Source organism: Brucella sp. BE17, assembly GCF_039545455.1.
Taxonomy (GTDB): domain Bacteria; phylum Pseudomonadota; class Alphaproteobacteria; order Rhizobiales; family Rhizobiaceae; genus Brucella.
On the sequence record NZ_CP154468.1, the window covers coordinates 635,178 to 654,674 of the forward strand.

The following is a 19,497-nucleotide window of genomic DNA, read 5'->3' on the forward strand; positions in this document are numbered from 1 at the left end:
GCAGGACTATGGCTCCCGCCCTCTATTTATGGCGCGCATGAGTTTGTTTTTCGACCGGAGATATGCCGGTTTTTTTTGCAAGAGGTAACTTTGATGACGGACTATGTCTTATCTGAACAAACCCGGGCGAAGCTGAAGAAGGTTTCGACCGCTTCCGTTGCAACAGCGCTTTTTAAGCGCGGCCTGCGCAATCAATATATTCAAGGCGTCTTGCCGGTTGCACCAAAGTCCGAAAACATGGTCGGGCAAGCGTTTACGCTACGCTACATACCGGCGCGTGAAGATCGCAATCCGATCACCGTTTTCCGCAATCCTGAACACAAACAGCGCGTGGCAGTCGAAACCTGCCCGCCCGGGCAAGTTCTTGTGATGGATGCGCGCAAGGATGCGCGTGCGGCCACCGCAGGTTCCATTCTGGTGACCCGGCTAGCCCTGCGCGGCGTGGCGGGGATCGTGTCGGATGGAGGCTATCGTGATGTAAGCGGTATCGGTGAACTGGACATGCCCGCTTATTGTGCCAAGCCCTCCGCACCGACCAATCTGACATTGCATGAAGCTATCGACATCAATGTTCCGATTTCCTGTGGCGATGTAGCAGTCTTTCCCGGTGACGTACTGGTCGGGGATAATGATGGTGTCATGGTCATTCCGGCGCATCTTTGTGAAGAGATTGCGGATGAATGTGCGGGAATGGAAAACTTTGAGGCATTCGTTCTGGAGGAAGTCGTCAACGGCGGCTCTATCATCGGCCTTTATCCGTGCACAAAGCAGGAAAATGAGCGCAAGTTTGAAGACTGGAAGCAGAAAAACGGCATCTAGAGCGTATTTCAATCTGGCTGAACCAGATCAGCGCTCTCATTATTCGATTTTTTAGCATTTCTTCCCGAAAAGCATTTCACACTTTTCGGTATGCGCTCTAAAGTTCTTCCTTCTTTGAAATAGCCTCCATAGCTTCAGCATTGCGAAGGCTTTAACCTACCAGTTTCATGGATTCTTCATCGAAGGTCCAGTTATAAAAAAGGATGCATATATGCACACGCCGGATTCAAAACGATATGATGACGTTTCGTACCGTGCCTGCGGCGCGTCGGGATTAAAACTCCCGGCGGTTTCGCTTGGCCTGTGGCAGAACTTTGGCGGTGCCGACGTCTTTGAAACGGGTCGCGCCGTCATCCGCCGTGCCTTTGATCGGGGCGTTACGCATTTTGATCTGGCCAACAATTATGGCCCGCCCTATGGTTCGGCCGAAGAGAATTTTGGCAAGATATTGACCGCGGATTTTGCGGATTTCCGTGATGAAATGATCATCTCGACGAAGGCCGGGTGGGATATGTGGCCTGGTCCCTACGGTATCGGTGGCTCGCGCAAACATATTCTGGCCTCTCTCGATCAGAGCCTTAAGCGGATGCGGCTTGACTATGTCGATATTTTTTATTCGCATCGCCCGACAGAAGATGTGCCGCTAGAAGAGACGATTGGCGCGCTCGTGCAGATCGTTCGTCAGGGCAAGGCTCTTTATGTGGGCATTTCATCCTATGGTCCGGATCGGACGCGCGCGGCTTACGAATTGCTCAAGAAAGAAGGCATTCCGCTTCTTATCCACCAGCCGTCCTATTCGATGGTGAACCGCTGGATTGAGGATGAGCTGCTGGACACGCTTGATGAACTGGGCGTTGGCTGTATCGCGTTCTCGCCGCTGGCACAGGGTCTTTTGACCTCAAAATATCTCGACGGTATTCCGGCGGATGCCCGTGCCTCGCGCAACGGATCTTTCAATGAAAAACTTTTGAGTGACGACGTGATTGAAAAGGTGCGCGGTTTGAATGCGATCGCAAAGGCGCGTGGACAAACACTTGCGCAAATGGCGATTGCCTGGACGCTTCGGCAACCGCGTGTCACGTCGGCGCTGATAGGAGCCAGAAACGTCGAGCAGCTTAACGATTCACTCGATGCGGTCAAAAATCTGACCTTCTCGCAAGAAGAGCTTTCCGAGATCGACCGCTTTGCTACGGAAAGCGGCATCGATCTGTGGCGCAGGCAGTCGAAAATCGTCTAGCGTGACTTTCAATCTGAAATTCATTCACAGCGTTGCTTCAAAATGATACCAATTTCAGATTAGCCACACCAGAGCGTTTCACGTCTAGTGCATAATCCGACCAGGGCGAAACGAGGCTGGGATTTCCCAGCCTCCAATTTTCAATTCAGTCCGCGCTTTGCGATCATGGCGTCGGGCGAGGGCATCTTACCGCGAAAGGCCTTGTAAAGTTCTTCGGGGTCCCGGGTGCCACCGGCGGCATAGATGTGCTGTTTCAGTCTGGCCGCGAGCTCGGGATTGAATGCATCACCGGTTTCCTCAAAGGCTGAAAACGCATCGGCATCGAGCACTTCCGACCACATGTAGGAATAATAGCCAGCAGAATAGCCATCGCCCGAAAAGACATGCGTAAAATGCGGTGTACGGTGACGCATGATGATCGCTTGCGGCATGCCAAGATTCTTAAGGGTCTCCGCTTCAAAAGCGAGTGGGTCGATAATCTTTTCCTTAGCCGTGTGAAAAGCCATATCCACCAATGCGGAAGCGGTGAATTCAACCGTGTTGAAGCCGGCATTAAAAGTGTTGGCCGCGAGAACCTTGTCGAGCAGCGCTTTGGGTATTGCTTCATTGGTACGGTAATGCACAGCGTATTTTTCAAGCACTTCCGGCACCGTCAGCCAGTGTTCGTAAAGCTGTGATGGCAGCTCCACGAAGTCACGCGAAACGGCAGTGCCCGAAACCGCAGGCCAGGTTGCTTCCGACAAAAGTCCATGCAACGCATGACCGAATTCATGAAACAGCGTGCGCGCATCATCAAGCGAGAGCAGCGCCGGTTCTCCCGCCTTTGGCTTGGCAAAATTCATCACATTGTAGATGATCGGCTTTTCCCCACCATCAAGCTTATGGCTTCTTTGCAGCGCACTCATCCACGCGCCGGAGCGCTTTGAGGCACGGCCGAAATAATCGCCCAGAAACAGTCCACGCTCGCTGCCATCGCTATTGAAAACCTGAAAAACCCGCACGTCGTCTTGCCAGGCGGTGATGCTCTTCTTTTCTTCAAAGCGGATACCGAATAGGCGCTCCGCCACATCGAAGGCGGCTTCGATTATTTTTTCCAGTTGCAGATAGGGTTTGAGCTCCGCTTCGTCGAATGAAAAGCGTTCAGCGCGCAGTTTTTCCGCATAAAAGCGCCAGTCCCATGGCGCAACCTTGTGGTTCTGGCCTTCAGCTGCAATCAACCGTTCCAGTTCGGCCTCCTCTGTTGCGGCCTTGGCGCGGGCCTTGTCCCAGACTGGTTCGAGAAGCTCCATGACTGTCTCAGGCGTCTTCGCCATGGTGTCATCCAGCTTGAAGGCGGCGAAATTATCATAGCCCAGAAGATGCGCCTTGCGCTCGCGCAGTTCCACCATCTCGCGCACGACGTCGCGATTGTCACTGGCATCACCATTTTCACCACGCTTTGCCCAGGCCGTTAAAGCTTGTTCACGCAAGATACGATCTTGCGAGAAAGTGAGAAAGGGTTCGATGATGGAGCGAGACAGCGTAACAGCCCAGCAATCCGGCTTGCCGCGCTCGGCGGCAGCACTCTGCATGGCGTTTTTTAGAAAGTCCGGCAGGCCCGCCAGATCGGACTCATCGGTAATGATGAGAACCCAGCCTGTTTCATCCTTGAGCACATTTTGTCCAAAGGCCGCGCCAAGGCCGGCCAGTTTTTCGTTGATCGCGGCTAGGTCTGCCTTGCCCGCCGCGTCGAGCTTTGCGCCGGAACGGACAAAACCCTTCCATGTCTTTTCGAGAACGCGTTTGGTTTCCGTGTCAAGATTGAGCATTTCACGCTTTTCATAAAGCGCGTCAATGCGGGCGAAAAGGGCAGGGTCCATCATGATGCGCGAATAATGGCGCGACATTTTGGGCGCAATGTCCCGCTCCAGAGCCTGAATGCTTTCATTGGTATGCGCGCCCGCCTTGAGCCAGAAAATTGCCGACACACGGTTCAGCGCCTTGCCGGTTAACTGAAGTGCTTTGAGCGTATTTTCTATTGTTGCAGCGTTTTGATCACGGGCAATAACCTCGACCTCTGCAAGATCGTCGGCGAGAGCCGCTTCAAAAGCCGGTGCAAAATCCTCATCCCTGAAGCCGGTGAAATCCGGCAGGCCCAGCGCTCCGTTCCATTCAGTGAGTGCGTGATTGAAGGAAGGCTTGTCGGGCATGGCAGAACTCCAGATTGAAATATTTTTTGAGATTTAAGGTTTTGATGGGGAAGGAGCAAGGGCAGGCTGACGCACTTGATCGGAAATATGAAAAATAGTAAGGAATCCTTATAATAAAGGGAAACACCCATGATCACCAGATCATATGATCCTGACAGCTTCGGCTTTCTCATCACGGATATTGCCCGCCTTTATCGCGCCGAGTTTGATCGCCGGATCGCGCAAGCCGGGCTGAAAATCACCCCCGCAGAAGCACGCACTCTGGTGCATGTGGCGCGTCAAGGCCCGTTGCGGCAGGCAATCCTTGCGGAGCGCATGGGCATTGAAGCCATGACACTGAGCGGTCATCTCGACCGGCTGGAGGCGCGCGCTATGATCCGCCGCGAAGCTGCGAGCGAAGATCGCCGCACCAAGCAGGTGCATCTGACAGCTGCGGGCACGCAGATGCTTGATTTTATCCATCAGATATCGGGTAGCATTCGCGGGACAGTTTCCGACATGGTTGCACCGGAGGAATGGGACGGTCTCAATCGCGCGCTCAAGTCTATCCGCAATGATCTTGTCGATCGCACGCGAAACCGGCATGACCAGAAGCTTACTGTAGAAAAATGACGCAGACAGTGCGCGAAAGCCAGCTTAATGCTGCGCCCGTGTTACCCGCACCTGTGATGAGCGAATTGCGCGTCGGTATTGTTGGCGGTTTGCTTGCTGCCATCGGTTCGATGTCCATGGCGCTCTATACGCCTGCCATGCCTGAAATCGTTCACGCCTTCGGTACGACGGAGGCATTGGTCAAGCTGACGCTGTCAATCTATTTTGCCGGTTTCTGTTTCGCGCAACTGATCTGCGGCCCGCTCTCGGACGGGTTCGGGCGCAGACCCATCACCATTGCCTTCATGGTCATATATCTGGCCGCGAGCGTCCTGGCGCTGTTTGCGCCCGATATTCATGTGCTGCTTGTTGCCCGCTTCCTGCAAGGGGTAGGGGCAGCAGTTGGGGTTACCGTTTCGCGCGCTATCGTGCGCGATCTCTTTACACATGATTCGTCCGCGCGCGTCATGAACCTGATTGGTATCGTAATTGCGGTCGGCCCCGCCATATCGCCAACGCTTGGTGGCTTCACCATGGAATATTTCGGCTGGCACGCAATTTTTCTCGTCATGGTGCTGCTCGGCATTCTTGTCGTGTTGATGGCACTTTTCATAATCAAGGAGACGGTGACGCGCGACTTGAGCCGTATTCGCCCTGGGGAACTCGTGCAAGCCTACGGAAAACTTCTGGGCAGTCGTGCCTTCATTTGTTGCTGCCTTGGTGTCGGCGGCACCACAGGCGCGCTTTATACCGCAGCGACAATTCTGCCGTTCATCCTGATGGCGCGTGTCGGCATGTCCGCCACGCATTTTGGAATGGGGCTTCTTTTACAGACCGGCTTTTATCTTGTGGGCGGGCTTTTGTTTCGCCGCCTGCTCGCCGTTTCAACACCTCGAAAACTTGCAGCCATCGGTTATACGGCGATTTCAATAGCCAGCGTCGCCATTGCGGTGCTTTTGCGACTATACGACCCTACCTATCTTCTTGTCATCATGCCCATGGCGATCTTTGCTTTCGGCATCGCACTCGTCATGCCGGTCATGACATCAGCAGGCATGGAGCCTTTCCCGAAAATAGCGGGTGCTGCTTCTGCACTGATGGGCTTTTTTCAAATGGGTGGGGGACTGGTTGGCGGTGCAATTGCCGCGGCCATGAGCGATCCGGTCATCGCCTTTGCAACGCTTATTCCCGTGCTGGGGTTTGTTGCGACCGGGGCTTTCGTGATCTGGCGGCTTTTGCCAGAACCCGTTGTGACAACGGCATGAAAAAAATGCGCCTGGTGAGCAGGGGGCTTGACTTTAGATGCTGCCCGGCGCACATCAGGCGCGCTGACCGCTTTGTCTGCGTCAGCGATTTTCAACTGGAGTTTTATCCTCTTATGCCCAGCGACAGTCACAGTCGATTGTGTGAGCCGTCAAGGCAAATCGTGATCTGATCGCTTGCGGTCGGCTTGCACGATCTGCCTTCGACGGCGGATCGACGGAAAGGCAAGCCTATGACCGACCATGAATTTTCTCCAGATGTGCTGGATGTGGCACAGCTTGGACCAGAAGCAATCGCCGCACGCATCGCCGAAATGCATACAGGCGATGCGGTTGAGCTTCTCAACGAGCTTGAAGACGATGATACGATCTCCGTATTCCGCGCGTTGAGCGACGACGACGCTATTCGTATGCTTGATCAGCCGGAACTGCATCGTTCCGCCGAAATCATCGCAGCCCTTACACCTGGCATTGCAAGTCTGTTGCTCGACGGCATGTCTGCCGACCGCGCGACGGATATTTTTCAGGAACTGGACGAGGGCGACCGCACGCGTCTCTTTGCCATTCTGGCACCCGAAACCAAGACGACACTTAAAAAACTCATGGGCTATCCGCCGAATACGGCGGGCGCACTCATGACCACCGAATTCATCGCCGTGCCGACAACGCTCAATGTCGCCGAGACACTGGCGCATATCCGTAAAGTCGAGCGCACGCGCGAAACCGTCTATGCAATCTATGTGGTCGACCCTGAAAGCCGCGTTCTGGAAGGCGTGGTGAGCCTGCGCCGTCTCATTATTCGCGAGCCGGAAGAGCCGATCCTGTCGATCGTTCGCGACGAGCAGCCGATCACCATCTCTCCGCTGACCAGTCGTGAAGATGTGGCGCGCCTCTTCCGCAAGCACGACCTTCTGGCTGTGCCCGTCGTTGACGAAACCCGCCACATCATCGGCATCGTCACGGTGGATGACGTGCTGGACGCCATGGCAGAGGATGCCAGCGAAGATGCCTATCGTTTTGGCGGTATGGAGGCGCTCGATAAGCCCTATATGCGTATCGGTTTTGGCGAAATGCTGAAAAAACGCGGCGGCTGGCTCGGGATCCTTTTTTTAGGCGAAATGTTGACCGCAAGCGCCATGCAGCATTTTGAGGTCGAACTGGAAAAGGCAATCGTCTTGACCCTGTTCATTCCGCTCATCATGTCTTCGGGCGGTAATTCCGGCTCGCAGGCGACATCACTCATCATCCGTGCGCTTGCACTTCAGGAAGTGCGGCTTCGCGACTGGTGGCGGGTGGCGCTGCGTGAATTGCCGACGGGTCTTGCACTGGGGAGCTTCCTTGGTTTCATTGGCGTCGCCCGCATCGCCACGTGGCAGATTGCTGGCATCTATGATTACGGAGACCACTGGGTGCTCATTGCCGCAACGGTGGGCATGGCGCTCGTCTGTATCGTGACATTCGGATCGCTGGCAGGCTCGATGTTGCCTTTTGCGCTCAAGCGATTGGGCTTTGATCCGGCAAGTGCTTCTGCCCCCTTTGTAGCAACGCTTGTCGATGTAACGGGGCTTGTAATCTATTTCAGCGTAGCACTGGCAATTCTGTCGGGAACGCTATTATAGGGAGCTGTCGACAAAAAAAATGTCAAACAGGCAGTGTACTAAAAGCCTGAAATTCAGGTTTTTTGGCAGAAATAAGGGGCAGTTTCGCACTGCCCCTTTCTAAAACGCAAAAAAACCTGTAAGAGCGCCCCATTGTTTTTCCGCGCAGATATGTTGGCGCGGCTCCCTACTCATATAGAAGTGACCCCATATGGAACTGCGTAATATCGCTATTATCGCACACGTCGATCATGGCAAAACCACCCTTGTCGACGAACTTTTGAAGCAATCGGGCTCGTTCCGCGAGAACCAGCGCGTTGCCGAACGCATGATGGATTCGGGCGATATTGAACGAGAACGCGGGATCACCATTCTCGCCAAGGCAACCTCGGTTGTCTGGAAAAACACCCGTATCAATATCGTCGATACACCAGGCCACGCCGATTTCGGCGGTGAAGTCGAGCGTATCTTGTCGATGGTGGATGGCGCCATCGTTCTGGTCGATGCTGCCGAAGGCCCGATGCCGCAGACGAAATTCGTCGTCGGCAAGGCGCTTAAGGTCGGCCTTCGTCCCATCGTTGCAATCAACAAGATCGACCGTCCCGATGGTCGCCACGAAGACGTGGTCAACGAGGTTTTCGATCTCTTCGCCAATCTCGACGCCACCGACGAACAGCTCGATTTCCCGATCCTTTATGGTTCTGGCCGCAACGGCTGGATGGCGCTGAGCCCGGAAGGTCCGAAGGACGAAGGTCTAGCACCTTTGTTCGATCTGGTGTTGAAGCACGTCCCGGCACCGAAAGTCGCCGAAGGTCCGTTCAGCATGATCGGCACCATCCTTGAAGCCGATCCTTTCCTTGGCCGCATCATCACCGGTCGTATTCATTCCGGTTCAATCAAGGCTAATCAGGCCACGAAAGTTCTTGGACAGGACGGATCGCTTCTCGAAACGGGCCGTATTTCCAAAATTCTGGCATTCCGCGGCGTAGAGCGTCAGCCGGTCGAAGAAGCCCAAGCAGGCGATATCGTAGCGATTGCCGGCCTTTCAAAGGGTACGGTTGCCGACACCTTCTGCGATCCGGCTGTGAAAGAGCCGTTGGCAGCCCAACCGATCGATCCGCCGACCGTCACCATGTCCTTCATCGTCAATGATAGCCCCTATGCGGGTACTGAAGGCGACAAGGTGACGAGCCGTGTCATTCGCGACCGCCTGCTTAAGGAAGCTGAAGGCAATGTCGCGCTGAAAATCGAGGAATCGGGCGAAAAGGACTCGTTCTTCGTATCCGGTCGAGGCGAATTGCAGCTTGCGGTTCTCATCGAAAACATGCGCCGCGAAGGTTTCGAGCTTGGCGTTTCGCGTCCGCGCGTTGTCATGAAGGACGGCGAAAATGGTGAAAAGCTTGAGCCGGTCGAAGAGGTCGTCATCGACGTTGATGAAGAATATTCCGGCACGGTCGTACAGAAAATGTCCGAACGCAAGGCTGAAATGGTCGAGTTGCGTCCTTCGGGCGGAAATCGCGTGCGCCTGGTCTTCTACGCACCGACCCGTGGCCTGATAGGATACCAGTCGGAACTCTTGACCGATACGCGTGGCACGGCGATCATGAACCGTCTGTTCCACGATTATCAGCCCTTTAAGGGCGAGATTTCGGGCCGCAGCAACGGCGTTCTGATTTCTAACGATCAGGGCGAAGCGGTGGCCTATGCGCTGTTCAACCTTGAAGATCGCGGCCCCATGATCATCGAGGCGGGCGTCAAGGTCTATCAGGGAATGCTCATCGGCATTCACAGCCGTGACAACGATCTTGAGGTCAATGTCTTGAAGGGCAAGAAGCTCACCAACGTCCGCGCCTCCGGCAAGGACGAAGCCGTGAAGCTCACGCCGCCGATCAGAATGACGCTGGAACGCGCTCTGTCGTGGATTCAGGATGACGAGCTGGTGGAAGTGACGCCGAAGTCCATCCGTCTGCGCAAGCTCTATCTCGATCCCAATGAGCGCAAGCGTTTTGAAAAAAGCGGTAAGTCTAGCGCCGCATAAACTTTATAGAATCAAGCCAACGGCGCCTTCGGGCGCCGTTTTTGTTTGGTCGGCTCGTCATCGGCGAATGAAAGTGCTACGCCACAAAATACGTTTTGCAGGGATTCCATGTTCACCATCAGCCGCGTTGAAACTTTCAATCAGGAAATCAAGAAAAGCCGCTTTCTGGCCATTGCCGCTCCGGTTGCCAGTGAACAGGCAGCGAAAGAATTTTTGATCGAATATTCTGATCCGGGAGCGACGCATAATTGCTGGGCATGGCGTATGGGTCAGAATTACCGTTTCAATGATGCGGGCGAGCCGAGCGGGACTGCGGGTAAACCGATTTTACAAGCGATAGACGGCCAGGAGCTTGATAATATTGTGGTGCTGGTAACGCGATGGTTCGGGGGCATTCTGCTCGGTGCTGGCGGGCTTATGCGTGCGTATGGTGGTACCGCGGCGACCTGCCTGCGACAGGCGGAAAAGATGGAAGTGATCCCGATGACCGGGTTCACTTTCGTCTGCGATTTTTCCGACCATGCGCTTTTGAAGGCTCGGCTCACGGCAATCAATCATGTCACCATCACACAGGAAAACTTCATCGCTTCCGGCGTGGAGGTTTTCGGAAATGTACCGATCGCTGTGCAGGATGGACTTTCGCAGCTTGTCACGGACATCACGCGCGGCAAATCAATCGTTAAATTCGACGAATGAAACGCAATATTCGTCAAGCAATACGTTCAATTGCGATAGCCGTCGCTTCACCGCCGCCGATGCAGATCGCGGCCATGCCGCGCTTCAAACGATGGGTTTCAAGGGCTGCTAAAAGGGTTACCAGAATGCGCGCGCCCGAGGCTCCAATAGGGTGGCCGAGCGCGCAGGCACCGCCATGAATGTTGACCTTGTCATGCGGCAGGTCGAGATCATGCATCGCCGCCATTGTGACGACCGCAAAAGCCTCGTTGATCTCGAAAAGATCGACTTCGTTCAGATGCCATCCGGTCTTTTCGGAGAGTTTGCGCAAGGCACCAATGGGGGCCGTGGGGAACAGGTTCGGCTTATCGGCATGGCTTGCATGGCCGGTTACGATGGCGCGTGGGGCAAGGCTCCACTTTTCAGCCTTCGAGGCGCGCATGAGAACGAGTGCTGCCGCACCGTCGGATATGGATGAGGAATTGGCCGCAGTCACCGTGCCGCCGTCTCGAAAAGCCGGACGCAGGGCGGAGATGCGCTCAGGCTTTGCCTTTCCGGGCTGTTCGTCTGTTGCAACTTCAACCATATCACGACCTGTTTCGACAGGCACAGGGGTGATCTCGGCCCTGAACAGCCCCTCTGCTATGGCATTTTGCGCGCGGGTGAGCGAAGCAATGGCAAAGGCGTCCTGCGCCTCACGGCTGAAACCGTAATTCTGCGCGCAGTCCTCGGCAAAAGTGCCCATCCCGCGCCCCTTGTCATAGGCGTCCTCGAGTCCATCGAGAAACATATGATCGACGATTGCGCCATGGCCCATACGGTAACCGCCGCGTGCCTTTGGCAGGAGATAGGGCGCATTGCTCATGCTCTCCATGCCGCCTGCAACGATGACATCTGCCGATCCTGCGAGAAGGAGATCATGTGCAAGCATCGTTGCTTTCATCCCCGAACCGCACATCTTGTTGAGCGTGGTCGCACTTGCCGAAACCGGTAATCCTGCTTTGATGGATGCCTGCCGCGCTGGAGCCTGCCCCTGACCAGCGGACAACACACAGCCCATCAGAATTTCATCTATCGCTGAGGGTTCAAGCACCGCATTTTGCAATGCGCCGGTAATCGCGGCAGCACCCAGATCGCATGCCGCCGCACCGGTGAATGCACCCTGAAACGCGCCGAGCGCCGTGCGACTTGCCCCGACAATGACAATTGGATCGCCGTTCTTCATAGCCGCTCCTCCTCCGTTTCGGGGGGAGAATAAGCGCTTGGCCCACAAATGAAAATGCCGGGCTTTTGGCCCGACATTCTCAGCTTGGGAGATGGATCAATCAGTCTTCCTGGATCTGGCTGTCCTTGCTCGTATCACGCATACGCAGATAGACGATGAGCGAGATGCCGATCATGACGGTAACGTACCAGTAGAAACCTTGTTCCCAGCCGCCATTCTTGAAGCGCAGAGCCACATATTCAGCCGTACCGCCGAACAACGTGTTGGCGAGCGCATAGGGCAGCGCCACGCCGAGTGCGCGAATATGCGCCGGGAACAGCTCAGCCTTCACCACCGCATTGATCGAGGTATAGCCGGTGACGATGATGAGCGCCCCCATCACCAGAAACCCAGCAACCCAAGGATCGCGCGTGTGTTCGAGCGTCGAGAAGATCGGGTAGGTGAACAAAACGCCGGCAACGCCAAAGGCGATCATCAGCGGCTTGCGGCCGATCTTGTCGGACAGCCCGCCAGCAATCGGTTGCAGGCACATGAAGACGAAAAGCGTCACGCCATTGATCAGACTGGCTGTTTCACGGCTAAAGCCGGATGTATTGACCAGAAACTTCTGCATATAGATCGAATAGGCGTAGAAGGCGAGCGTGCCACCGGCTGTCAGAAGCATGACCAGCGCGGTTTCCTTGGGGTGGTTCTTGACCAGTACCCAGAAGCCGGATTTTGGTGCCTTACTTGCCTTGGCGTTTTTAAAGCTTTCCGTTTCAGCCAGACCGCGACGCAACCAGAAGACGACAACAGCAAGAACGGCACCGACAAAGAACGGAATACGCCAGCCCCAGGATTCGAGTGCTTCGGTTTCCATTGTGGTTTGCAGCAGGATCAGCAGTGCGATAGCCAGAAGCTGACCGGAAATCAGTGTCACATACTGGAACGACGAGAAGAAGCCGCGACGGCTTTTACCGGCCATTTCTGAAAGATATGTGGCGCTGGCGCCATATTCGCCGCCAACCGAAAGGCCCTGCATCAGACGAGCCAGCACGAGAAGGGCTGGTGCCGTCAGACCAATGGTCTGGTAATCGGGCGTTAGTGCAATAATCAGCGAGCCGGTGCACATCAACGTCACCGAAAGCGTAAGCCCGGCCTTGCGGCCCTTGCGGTCGGCATAGATGCCCATGATCCATGCACCGATGGGGCGCATCACGAAACCGACGGCAAAGACGGCGGCCGAACTCATCAGGCTTGCGGTCTGGTCTTCGGACGGAAAGAAGTGCGGCGCGAAATAAAGCGCAAAGGCTGCATAGACATACCAGTCGAACCATTCGACCAGATTGCCGGTCGAACCGCCAATGATGGATTTAAGCCGGTTGTTGGTATTCGGCGCTGCACTTCCTTCAGAAGTTATTGAGGCCATTTCCTGCTCCTTGGATTTCTCGTTTCACCCGTTATGGAGAGACGTCAGTAACGCGCCGTTTTCCGAGTGTTCTGGATTGTCATTCGCTTCACGCCCGCCATACAGCTGTTGTTGGGAGATGTGAGCGAACGAAATGGTGATTTGTTCAAAGGATATTTCCGCCACCTCGATTGCGGCGCAAAGGCGCTATCGTGTGACGGAATGCTTTGATTGCCGCGCACTTTGTGAGAGCGAGTACGGCAATTTTTCCTGGATCTGGTAGGTTCCTCCTTGCGAAACTCCCACTTTCGAAGTGAACTGCAAAATGCAGGACGAAACGCGATGCCGCCATAGTTCGGCCTTAAAAAGTTTAATCTATTGAAATAGCTTCATTAAAAGACGTTTTGACCCCACGTCTTACGTCGTTTTGTGCAAAAATATGCGTGACTTTGCGGGCAATTTTGCATAATTCTGCACAAATGCGGATTCGTCGGAACATTGCCAAGATGTTTGCGGTCCTTGTGACCGTGCTGCTCGTCGCTATCCTATGGACAGCGGCCAGCTGGTGGACGCAAGAGGGTGCGTCGCAACGGCTACGCCAGAGCGCGACATTCGTCGCACGCCAGCAAACAAGGCTCATCGACAGCGAGTTGGCAAAGTTTCGTCTGCTGCCGGTGGTACTGAAAGAATATAGCGATCTGCGCGATGTGCTGGCTGGCGGATCCATGGCGGCAACGCAGCGCCTCAACGAAAAGCTCGGATTTCTCGCCCAAGAGATCGGTTCGCCGATCATCTATGTCATTACCCCCGACGGGCTGGTGATCGCTTCGTCCAATGCCGATACCCCGGAAAGTTTTGTCGGCCGTCATTACAGCTATCGCCCCTATTTTCAGGGAGCGATGGCAGACGGTGCTGCGGAATATTATGCAATCGGCGATTTGAGTGGTCGGTTCGGACTATTTCTGGCTCGCCGTATCGGCAACGAAAGCCATCCCATAGGCGTCGTGGTCATCAAATTCGAATTTCATCGCCTGGTGAGGACCTGGTCAAACGATCCTGGGCAGACATTTGTGACCGACCCACGTGGCATCATTCTCGCGTCGACCGACAAGCCGGAAGACCTGCGTTCCTTTGAACCAATCTCAGCTGCTGAACGCGAGCGGATAACCCAGAGCGGTCAGTTCAGCGTGGCCGATTTGCAACCAAGCCACTATGCCATCGGGGCAAATGGCAGTGTGATTGGTCCATCTGGCGAGCAATTCCTGGCCGTAGAGGAGCCGATTGGCGGTACGGAGCTCAAACTCCTCCATATCGAGCCAGTGGCGCCCGCAATGCAGGCAGCGCGCGACCTGGCGCGGCTGATTACTGTCGCCGCTATGTTGATCGTTGTGTGTCTTGGGGGAGCTGTCTATTGGCGCATAACGCGGGCGGCCCGTGCCGCAGCCGATCGTGCGGCACTGGAAGCGGCTGTCGCCGAACGAACGGTGGAACTAAGCGCGGAAATTGCCGAGCGTGAGCGCGCCGACCGGCGTTTTCGCGCGGCCCGTGAGGAACTGGCGCAGGCAAATCGCCTTGCTTCGCTGGGATCGATCACTGCAGGGCTTGTACATGAGATCAACCAGCCGGTCGCGACCATTCGTACATTGAGTGAGAATGCACAGCATTATCTTTCGGTGGGACGCATGGACAAGGTTGCCGCCAATCTTTCAACCGCGGTTGATCTCACGGCACGTATCGGCTCGATAACCCAGGAAATGCGCCGTTTTGCGCGTAGGCGACGCGGCGAAAACAGGCCTGTTGCTATTGACGAGCTGATAGAGGGTACCTTGCTTTTGATGGGCGACCGTTTTCGCAATGCCAATGTCGAGCTGGAACTGCCCGAAAAATCTACGCTTCAGATTGCAGCCGACCGGGTGCGGCTCGAACAGGTTCTAGTCAATCTTTTGCAGAACGCGCTTGATGCGGTCGTAGGTGAGGCGGTGCCACGGGTTGCTCTGCTGGTAGATATCGATGACGATATGCTGTCCTTGACCGTGGCCGATAACGGCCCGGGCATAGATCCGGAAATCGGTGACGATGTCTTCAGCCCCTTTGTGACCGGCAAGCCGGACGGACTCGGCCTTGGTCTTGGCATCGCGCGCGACATCATGAGCGAACTTGGCGGCACATTGCGTATCGTTTCCTCGCCGCTTGGCGGCGCGGCCTTTGCGGCGAGCATAAAACAGGCGAAAAAATCATGAGTGAAAACGAACCATTGCGCGTCATGCTGGTCGATGACGATGTGGCTTTTCGCACAGCGCTGGCCGATGCCTTCGAGATCGCCGGGCTTGCTATCGAGACCCATGGCGACGGTCAGGCAGCCCTTTCCCATATCAGCGCGGATTTTCCCGGCGTCGTCGTCACCGATATCCGCATGCCCCGTATTGATGGCAATGGAGTGCTCGACGCCTTGCTGGCTCGCGATCCCGAATTGCCCGTCATTCTGATGACCGGCCATGGCGATATCGGCATGGCGGTGGGAGCGTTGAAAAAAGGCGCTTTCGATTTCATCGCCAAGCCCTTTGCCGCAGATCATCTTGTTTCAAGTGTCAGAAGGGCTTTGGAAATGCGCCGTCTGGTGCTTGAAAACCGCCGTCTGCGCCGCGCTGCGGCCGAAGCCGAACAGGATTATCCGCTGCTCGGCGAAACGCCAGTTATGGTGCGGCTGCGCGAGACGATTCGTCAGCTTGCAAGCGTCGACGTCGATGTGCTGATCGAGGGCGAGACGGGTACTGGAAAAGAACTTGTTGCGCGCCTCCTCCATCGTTGGAGCCCGCGCCACAGTCGTGGCTTGGTGGCGATCGACTGCGCTGCTCTCCCCGATGTAATTGCCGATGAGGTTTTGTTCGGCAATCGTATCCAGCGCGGACGCATCGCAGAGGCCGATCGCGGTACATTGTTTCTCGACGAGATAGACAGCATGTCGTCAATGTTGCAGGGCAAGCTTTTACGCGTCGTGGAAGAGCGCGAACTGCCGTCGTTGACGGGAGAGCCGCGCGCCGTCGATCTGCGCGTCGTGGCCGCTGCCAAGGGCGATCTTGATCGCGCTGTGGCAGAGGGACGCTTTCGCTCTGATCTTCTTTATCGACTTGAAACCGTGCGGCTACGCATTCCGCCCTTGCGTGAGCGGCGCAAGGATATTGGTCTGCTCTTCGCCTATTTTCTCGATGAGGCGGCAGCACAATTCGGCCAGCCACGCCCGCCCATCAACGCGGCCATCGAAGCGCGGCTCAATTCAGACGACTGGGTCGGCAATGTGCGTGAACTGCGTAATTATGCCAAGCAGGTGGTGCTTGGTCTGAGCGGCGAGCTGCAGGACATATCCGGGACTTTACCGCTTTGCGATCAGATGGACCGGTTCGAGGAGGGCGTCATCCGTGCCATGCTGGAGCGCTGCAACGGCGATGTGGGGCAGGCCGCTGAACATCTGCAAATGCCGCGCCGCAGCCTTTATGCCCGTTTGCAACGCCATAATATCGATGCTTCATTCTTTAGAAAAAGATAATGATATAAGATGTTATTTTAGAATAACTTCTTTTGAGAACTATTGGAGACGACCTTTTTCGGCCTTCGGTGGAAAATGCAGCCCTCTGCTCCGGGGACTGCTTATATTTTAGACGAGGAAACTATAAATAACCGTTCGTTTTATAAGCTAACTTCCTACTTTCTGTAGCCAGCGATGCCATTGTTCCTCGCTGCCGTTGAAGACATTGAGGTCAATCTTGTTGCTGACGCCTTTCGACAGGCCGGAGCCTGAATATTGCCAGAAGACCCACGGACGTCCGGGATAGACTTTTGAGGGATGCTGTGCGACCGCACGCAGCCAGAATGGATAGTTCTTGAAGGCACCCTTCAAATTATCGTCGTAGAAGTCCGGTGCCGTATAAATAATCGGTCGCTTGCCGTAATGGCGTTCGAGCCGGTCCATGAAGACCTGCATTTTTTCGCGCACCTGTGCGGGCGATGGACGCCTGCGGCAGGCAGAATCGCCGTTCCATTCAACGTCGATCACGGGTGGCAGCGCATCCGGGTCTTTTGGCACATTGCGGATAAACCAGTCGGCCTGCTCGCTTGCTACCCGGCACCAATAGAAGAAATGATAGGCACCATGTTTGACGCCCGCAGACTTTGCTTCGCGCCAGTTCTTCTTGAACATCGGATCGAGATGATCGCCGCCGTCGGTGGCCTTGATATAGACGAAATTGGCACCTTGCGTGCGCAGTTTTTCCCAGTCGATATTGCCCTGCCAGCGCGAGACATCGACCCCGTGGACGGCGAGCTTTCGAGGATTGACGCGACCAAAATTGATGGGTTTAGCATCACGGAACCGATGGCTATAAATCTTTGTCCGGCTGCGCGATGCCGTTTGCGGCTGGGAAAGGCGCACCTGCGGATAGGCTGCAGTTTGTGGCGTCGGCACCGGGACTTGGGTAAATCTGCGCTCCTGTTGTGGGGATGCCACGGCGGCAGGCGGCTCAGCCTTAAATTGTGTATTGTCAGGGACGGGACCGGCCCAGGCGAGCACCTCTTCCTGTGGAGCCGATGTATTGGCTGCCTGACTGACGGTTACGGGCGGTACGGGGCGCACAATTGAACCGGTCATCTCGGCGGAAGGACGCGGCTGCGACATCAGATTATCGATGCCCGAACTCGACGTGCAACCCGCAAGGGCGCTCGATGCAAGAATGATCGTCGACACGATCACGAGGTGCTGAGGCAAAAGACGCATGGATACCCGTACTCAAAACAAAATGGGTTGCAATGCTCCTCTGAGGGAACTGCTCGGGCTAAGTTAGAGGTAAAAACTGAATCCAAAGTTTACGAAATTCCTAACGCGGAAACTTTATTCGAAAACCGGACGATCTACCGAGTATGAATTGAAAGATTAAAATAAATACTTAAGTATATGAATTATATAAATATTATTCTCCAATTGCCATAATTGATCTTTGCCGTTTGCGGTTGCAGGGTGATTTGATGTTTCACATTGCGGGTGGCGGGCGCTATGTGTTTTTTCAGAATACACGTCAGAAGAAGAAAAGGACTGGGTTTTGAAAATTGGTGTCGTTACGGTTTCCGACCGCGCCAGCCGCGGAGAATATGAGGACCTCAGCGGTCCGGCCATTGAGGCATGGTTGCAACGCGCCGTCGTCATACCCTATGAGGTGTTGCGCCGGGTTATTCCCGACGGCATGGAAACCGTACGCGATACTCTGATTGAGCTTTGCGATACGCACAAGTGCGACCTGATCCTTACCACCGGCGGCACCGGACCAAGCCCACGCGACGAAACGCCGGAGGCGATGCAGGCGGTGCTTCACAAGGAGCTTCCGGGCTTTGGAGAACTGATGCGTCGCGTGAGCCTCGAACAGACGCCGACAGCTATTCTTTCGCGCCAGACGGCGGGTAGTCGTGGTGCGAGTTTCATCCTCAATTTACCAGGCAAGCCAGCGTCCATCGCCATGACCCTGCAGGCGGTTTTTCCAGCAGTGCCCTATTGCCTTGATCTGATTGGTGCCGGGCGCATCGAGACCGATCCCGAAGTGGTCAAGGCGCATCGGCCCGGCTGATGTGCAAACAGATAGCGTTTAACTATTCTATATTGCCTGCTTGCTACCGGAACTTTTGAAATAAGAAAAGGCGCGGAAAACCGCGCCTTTAAAATCTAGGGCGTAGGTTCAACGATTAGCCGAACAGTTTGAACCGCTCTGAATCATCCATGAACGTCTTGGGTCCAAATGGCTGTTCGTTTGAACCAAAAGGCATCTGCGCACGCAGTTTCCACGACGCGGGCACATCAAAGGTCTTGGCGATCTCTGCATCGATCACCGGATTATAATGCTGAAGGCTAGCGCCAATGCCAGCAACGGCAAGTACGCTCCATACTGCATATTGTGCCATGCCACCGGATTGCTCGGAGAAAGCCGGGAAATTATCGGCATAAAGCGGGAAGTCCGCCTGCAATTTCTGCACCACGGCCTGATCTTCGAAGAACAGCACCGTGCCCGCACCGGCGGCAAAGGAATCGAGCTTGGCTTCGGTCTGGCCGAAGGCATCGGCCGGGACAATCTTGCGCAGTTCTTCCTTGGTGATGTCCCAGACTTTCTCGCTTTCAGCGCCAAACAGGATGACGGCACGCGAGCTTTGCGAATTGAACGAAGATGGTGCGTGTTTGATCGTTTCACGGATCAGTTCAGCAACTTCTTCCTTTGGCAAGGGGAGGGTCTTGCCAAGTGCATATTGCGTCCGACGCTTTTTAAGGGCTTCGAGAAGGCTGTTGGTCATTCGTCTTTATCCTGATGTTTGCATCGAAACCGCGGGCTGATCCCGGATTTTGAAACCGAAGATATTGAATTAATGCCCGGCAAGGCCAGCCCCTTGTTCAGAAACACACTGTCAACAAATGAGGTGAACGCAATAGGGGAAGTCGGCCTGCC

15 protein-coding genes are annotated in these 19,497 nt (G+C 55.1%); 10 read left to right on the forward strand and 5 right to left on the reverse strand.

What is annotated here, in order from left to right:
• Positions 1–93: 93 nt before the first annotated feature.
• Together AAIB41_RS14310 and mgrA are read left to right on the forward strand one after the other, a co-directional pair.
• Complete coding sequence (locus AAIB41_RS14310; RefSeq protein WP_343315950.1) at positions 94–819, forward strand: ribonuclease activity regulator RraA; 726 nt, start codon at positions 94–96, stop codon at positions 817–819.
• A 211-nt stretch (positions 820–1,030) separates the two neighbouring features.
• A complete protein-coding gene (gene mgrA, locus AAIB41_RS14315) occupies positions 1,031–2,056 on the forward strand; it encodes an L-glyceraldehyde 3-phosphate reductase (protein ID WP_343315951.1) in 1,026 nt (341 codons plus the stop codon).
• A 140-nt stretch (positions 2,057–2,196) separates the two neighbouring features.
• Here the strand turns inward: mgrA and AAIB41_RS14320 are convergent, their stop codons facing one another.
• Complete coding sequence (locus tag AAIB41_RS14320; protein ID WP_343315952.1) at positions 2,197–4,245, reverse strand: M3 family metallopeptidase; 2,049 nt, start codon at positions 4,243–4,245, stop codon at positions 2,197–2,199.
• A gap of 129 nt (positions 4,246–4,374) precedes the next feature.
• Here AAIB41_RS14320 and AAIB41_RS14325 point away from each other — a divergent pair, with 129 nt between their 5' ends.
• The 5 genes from AAIB41_RS14325 to AAIB41_RS14345 all read left to right on the forward strand — a co-directional run bounded on the left by AAIB41_RS14325 (position 4,375) and on the right by AAIB41_RS14345 (position 10,430).
• A complete protein-coding gene (locus AAIB41_RS14325; RefSeq protein WP_343315953.1) occupies positions 4,375–4,857 on the forward strand; it encodes a MarR family transcriptional regulator in 483 nt (160 codons plus the stop codon).
• Complete coding sequence (locus tag AAIB41_RS14330; RefSeq protein ID WP_343315954.1) at positions 4,854–6,101, forward strand: multidrug effflux MFS transporter; 1,248 nt, start codon at positions 4,854–4,856, stop codon at positions 6,099–6,101. Before AAIB41_RS14325 ends, AAIB41_RS14330 begins: the two co-directional genes overlap by 4 nt.
• A gap of 230 nt (positions 6,102–6,331) precedes the next feature.
• Positions 6,332–7,717, forward strand: coding sequence for a magnesium transporter (mgtE, locus tag AAIB41_RS14335; RefSeq protein WP_343315955.1), 1,386 nt, complete (start codon positions 6,332–6,334; stop codon positions 7,715–7,717).
• 190 nt (positions 7,718–7,907) lie between these two features.
• Positions 7,908–9,734: a translational GTPase TypA gene (typA, locus tag AAIB41_RS14340; protein ID WP_343315956.1), complete on the forward strand. Its 1,827-nt coding sequence runs from the start codon at positions 7,908–7,910 to the stop codon at positions 9,732–9,734.
• Between the two features lie 108 nt (positions 9,735–9,842).
• On the forward strand, positions 9,843–10,430 hold the full coding sequence (locus tag AAIB41_RS14345) for a YigZ family protein (RefSeq protein WP_343315957.1): 588 nt from the start codon (positions 9,843–9,845) through the stop codon (positions 10,428–10,430).
• A 13-nt stretch (positions 10,431–10,443) separates the two neighbouring features.
• Here AAIB41_RS14345 and AAIB41_RS14350 read toward each other — a convergent pair whose 3' ends face one another.
• Both AAIB41_RS14350 and AAIB41_RS14355 read right to left on the reverse strand, forming a co-directional pair.
• Entirely contained in the window at positions 10,444–11,634 is a 1,191-nt protein-coding gene (locus tag AAIB41_RS14350; protein ID WP_343315958.1) for an acetyl-CoA C-acyltransferase, read from the reverse strand.
• Between the two features lie 100 nt (positions 11,635–11,734).
• Positions 11,735–13,042 carry an MFS transporter gene (locus AAIB41_RS14355; RefSeq protein ID WP_343315959.1) on the reverse strand — a complete coding sequence of 436 codons (1,308 nt, stop codon included), beginning with the start codon at positions 13,040–13,042 and terminating at the stop codon, positions 11,735–11,737.
• A gap of 485 nt (positions 13,043–13,527) precedes the next feature.
• On the opposite strand from AAIB41_RS14355, the gene AAIB41_RS14360 reads away from it, so the two are divergent.
• Positions 13,528–15,261: an ATP-binding protein gene (locus AAIB41_RS14360; protein WP_343315960.1), complete on the forward strand. Its 1,734-nt coding sequence runs from the start codon at positions 13,528–13,530 to the stop codon at positions 15,259–15,261.
• Positions 15,258–16,565 carry a sigma-54 dependent transcriptional regulator gene (locus tag AAIB41_RS14365; protein ID WP_343315961.1) on the forward strand — a complete coding sequence of 436 codons (1,308 nt, stop codon included), beginning with the start codon at positions 15,258–15,260 and terminating at the stop codon, positions 16,563–16,565. The genes AAIB41_RS14360 and AAIB41_RS14365 overlap by 4 nt, the downstream gene beginning before the upstream one ends.
• A 147-nt stretch (positions 16,566–16,712) precedes the next feature.
• On the opposite strand, the gene AAIB41_RS14370 is transcribed toward AAIB41_RS14365, so the two are convergent.
• Positions 16,713–17,789 (reverse strand): GH25 family lysozyme, encoded by a 1,077-nt coding sequence (locus tag AAIB41_RS14370; RefSeq protein WP_343315962.1) that lies wholly within the window; start codon positions 17,787–17,789, stop codon positions 16,713–16,715.
• A gap of 322 nt (positions 17,790–18,111) precedes the next feature.
• On the opposite strand from AAIB41_RS14370, the gene mog reads away from it, so the two are divergent.
• Entirely contained in the window at positions 18,112–18,630 is a 519-nt protein-coding gene (mog, locus tag AAIB41_RS14375) for a molybdopterin adenylyltransferase (protein ID WP_343315963.1), read from the forward strand.
• 115 nt (positions 18,631–18,745) lie between these two features.
• Here mog and AAIB41_RS14380 read toward each other — a convergent pair whose 3' ends face one another.
• A complete protein-coding gene (locus AAIB41_RS14380; RefSeq protein ID WP_343315964.1) occupies positions 18,746–19,345 on the reverse strand; it encodes a nitroreductase family protein in 600 nt (199 codons plus the stop codon).
• Positions 19,346–19,497: the final 152 nt, after the last annotated feature.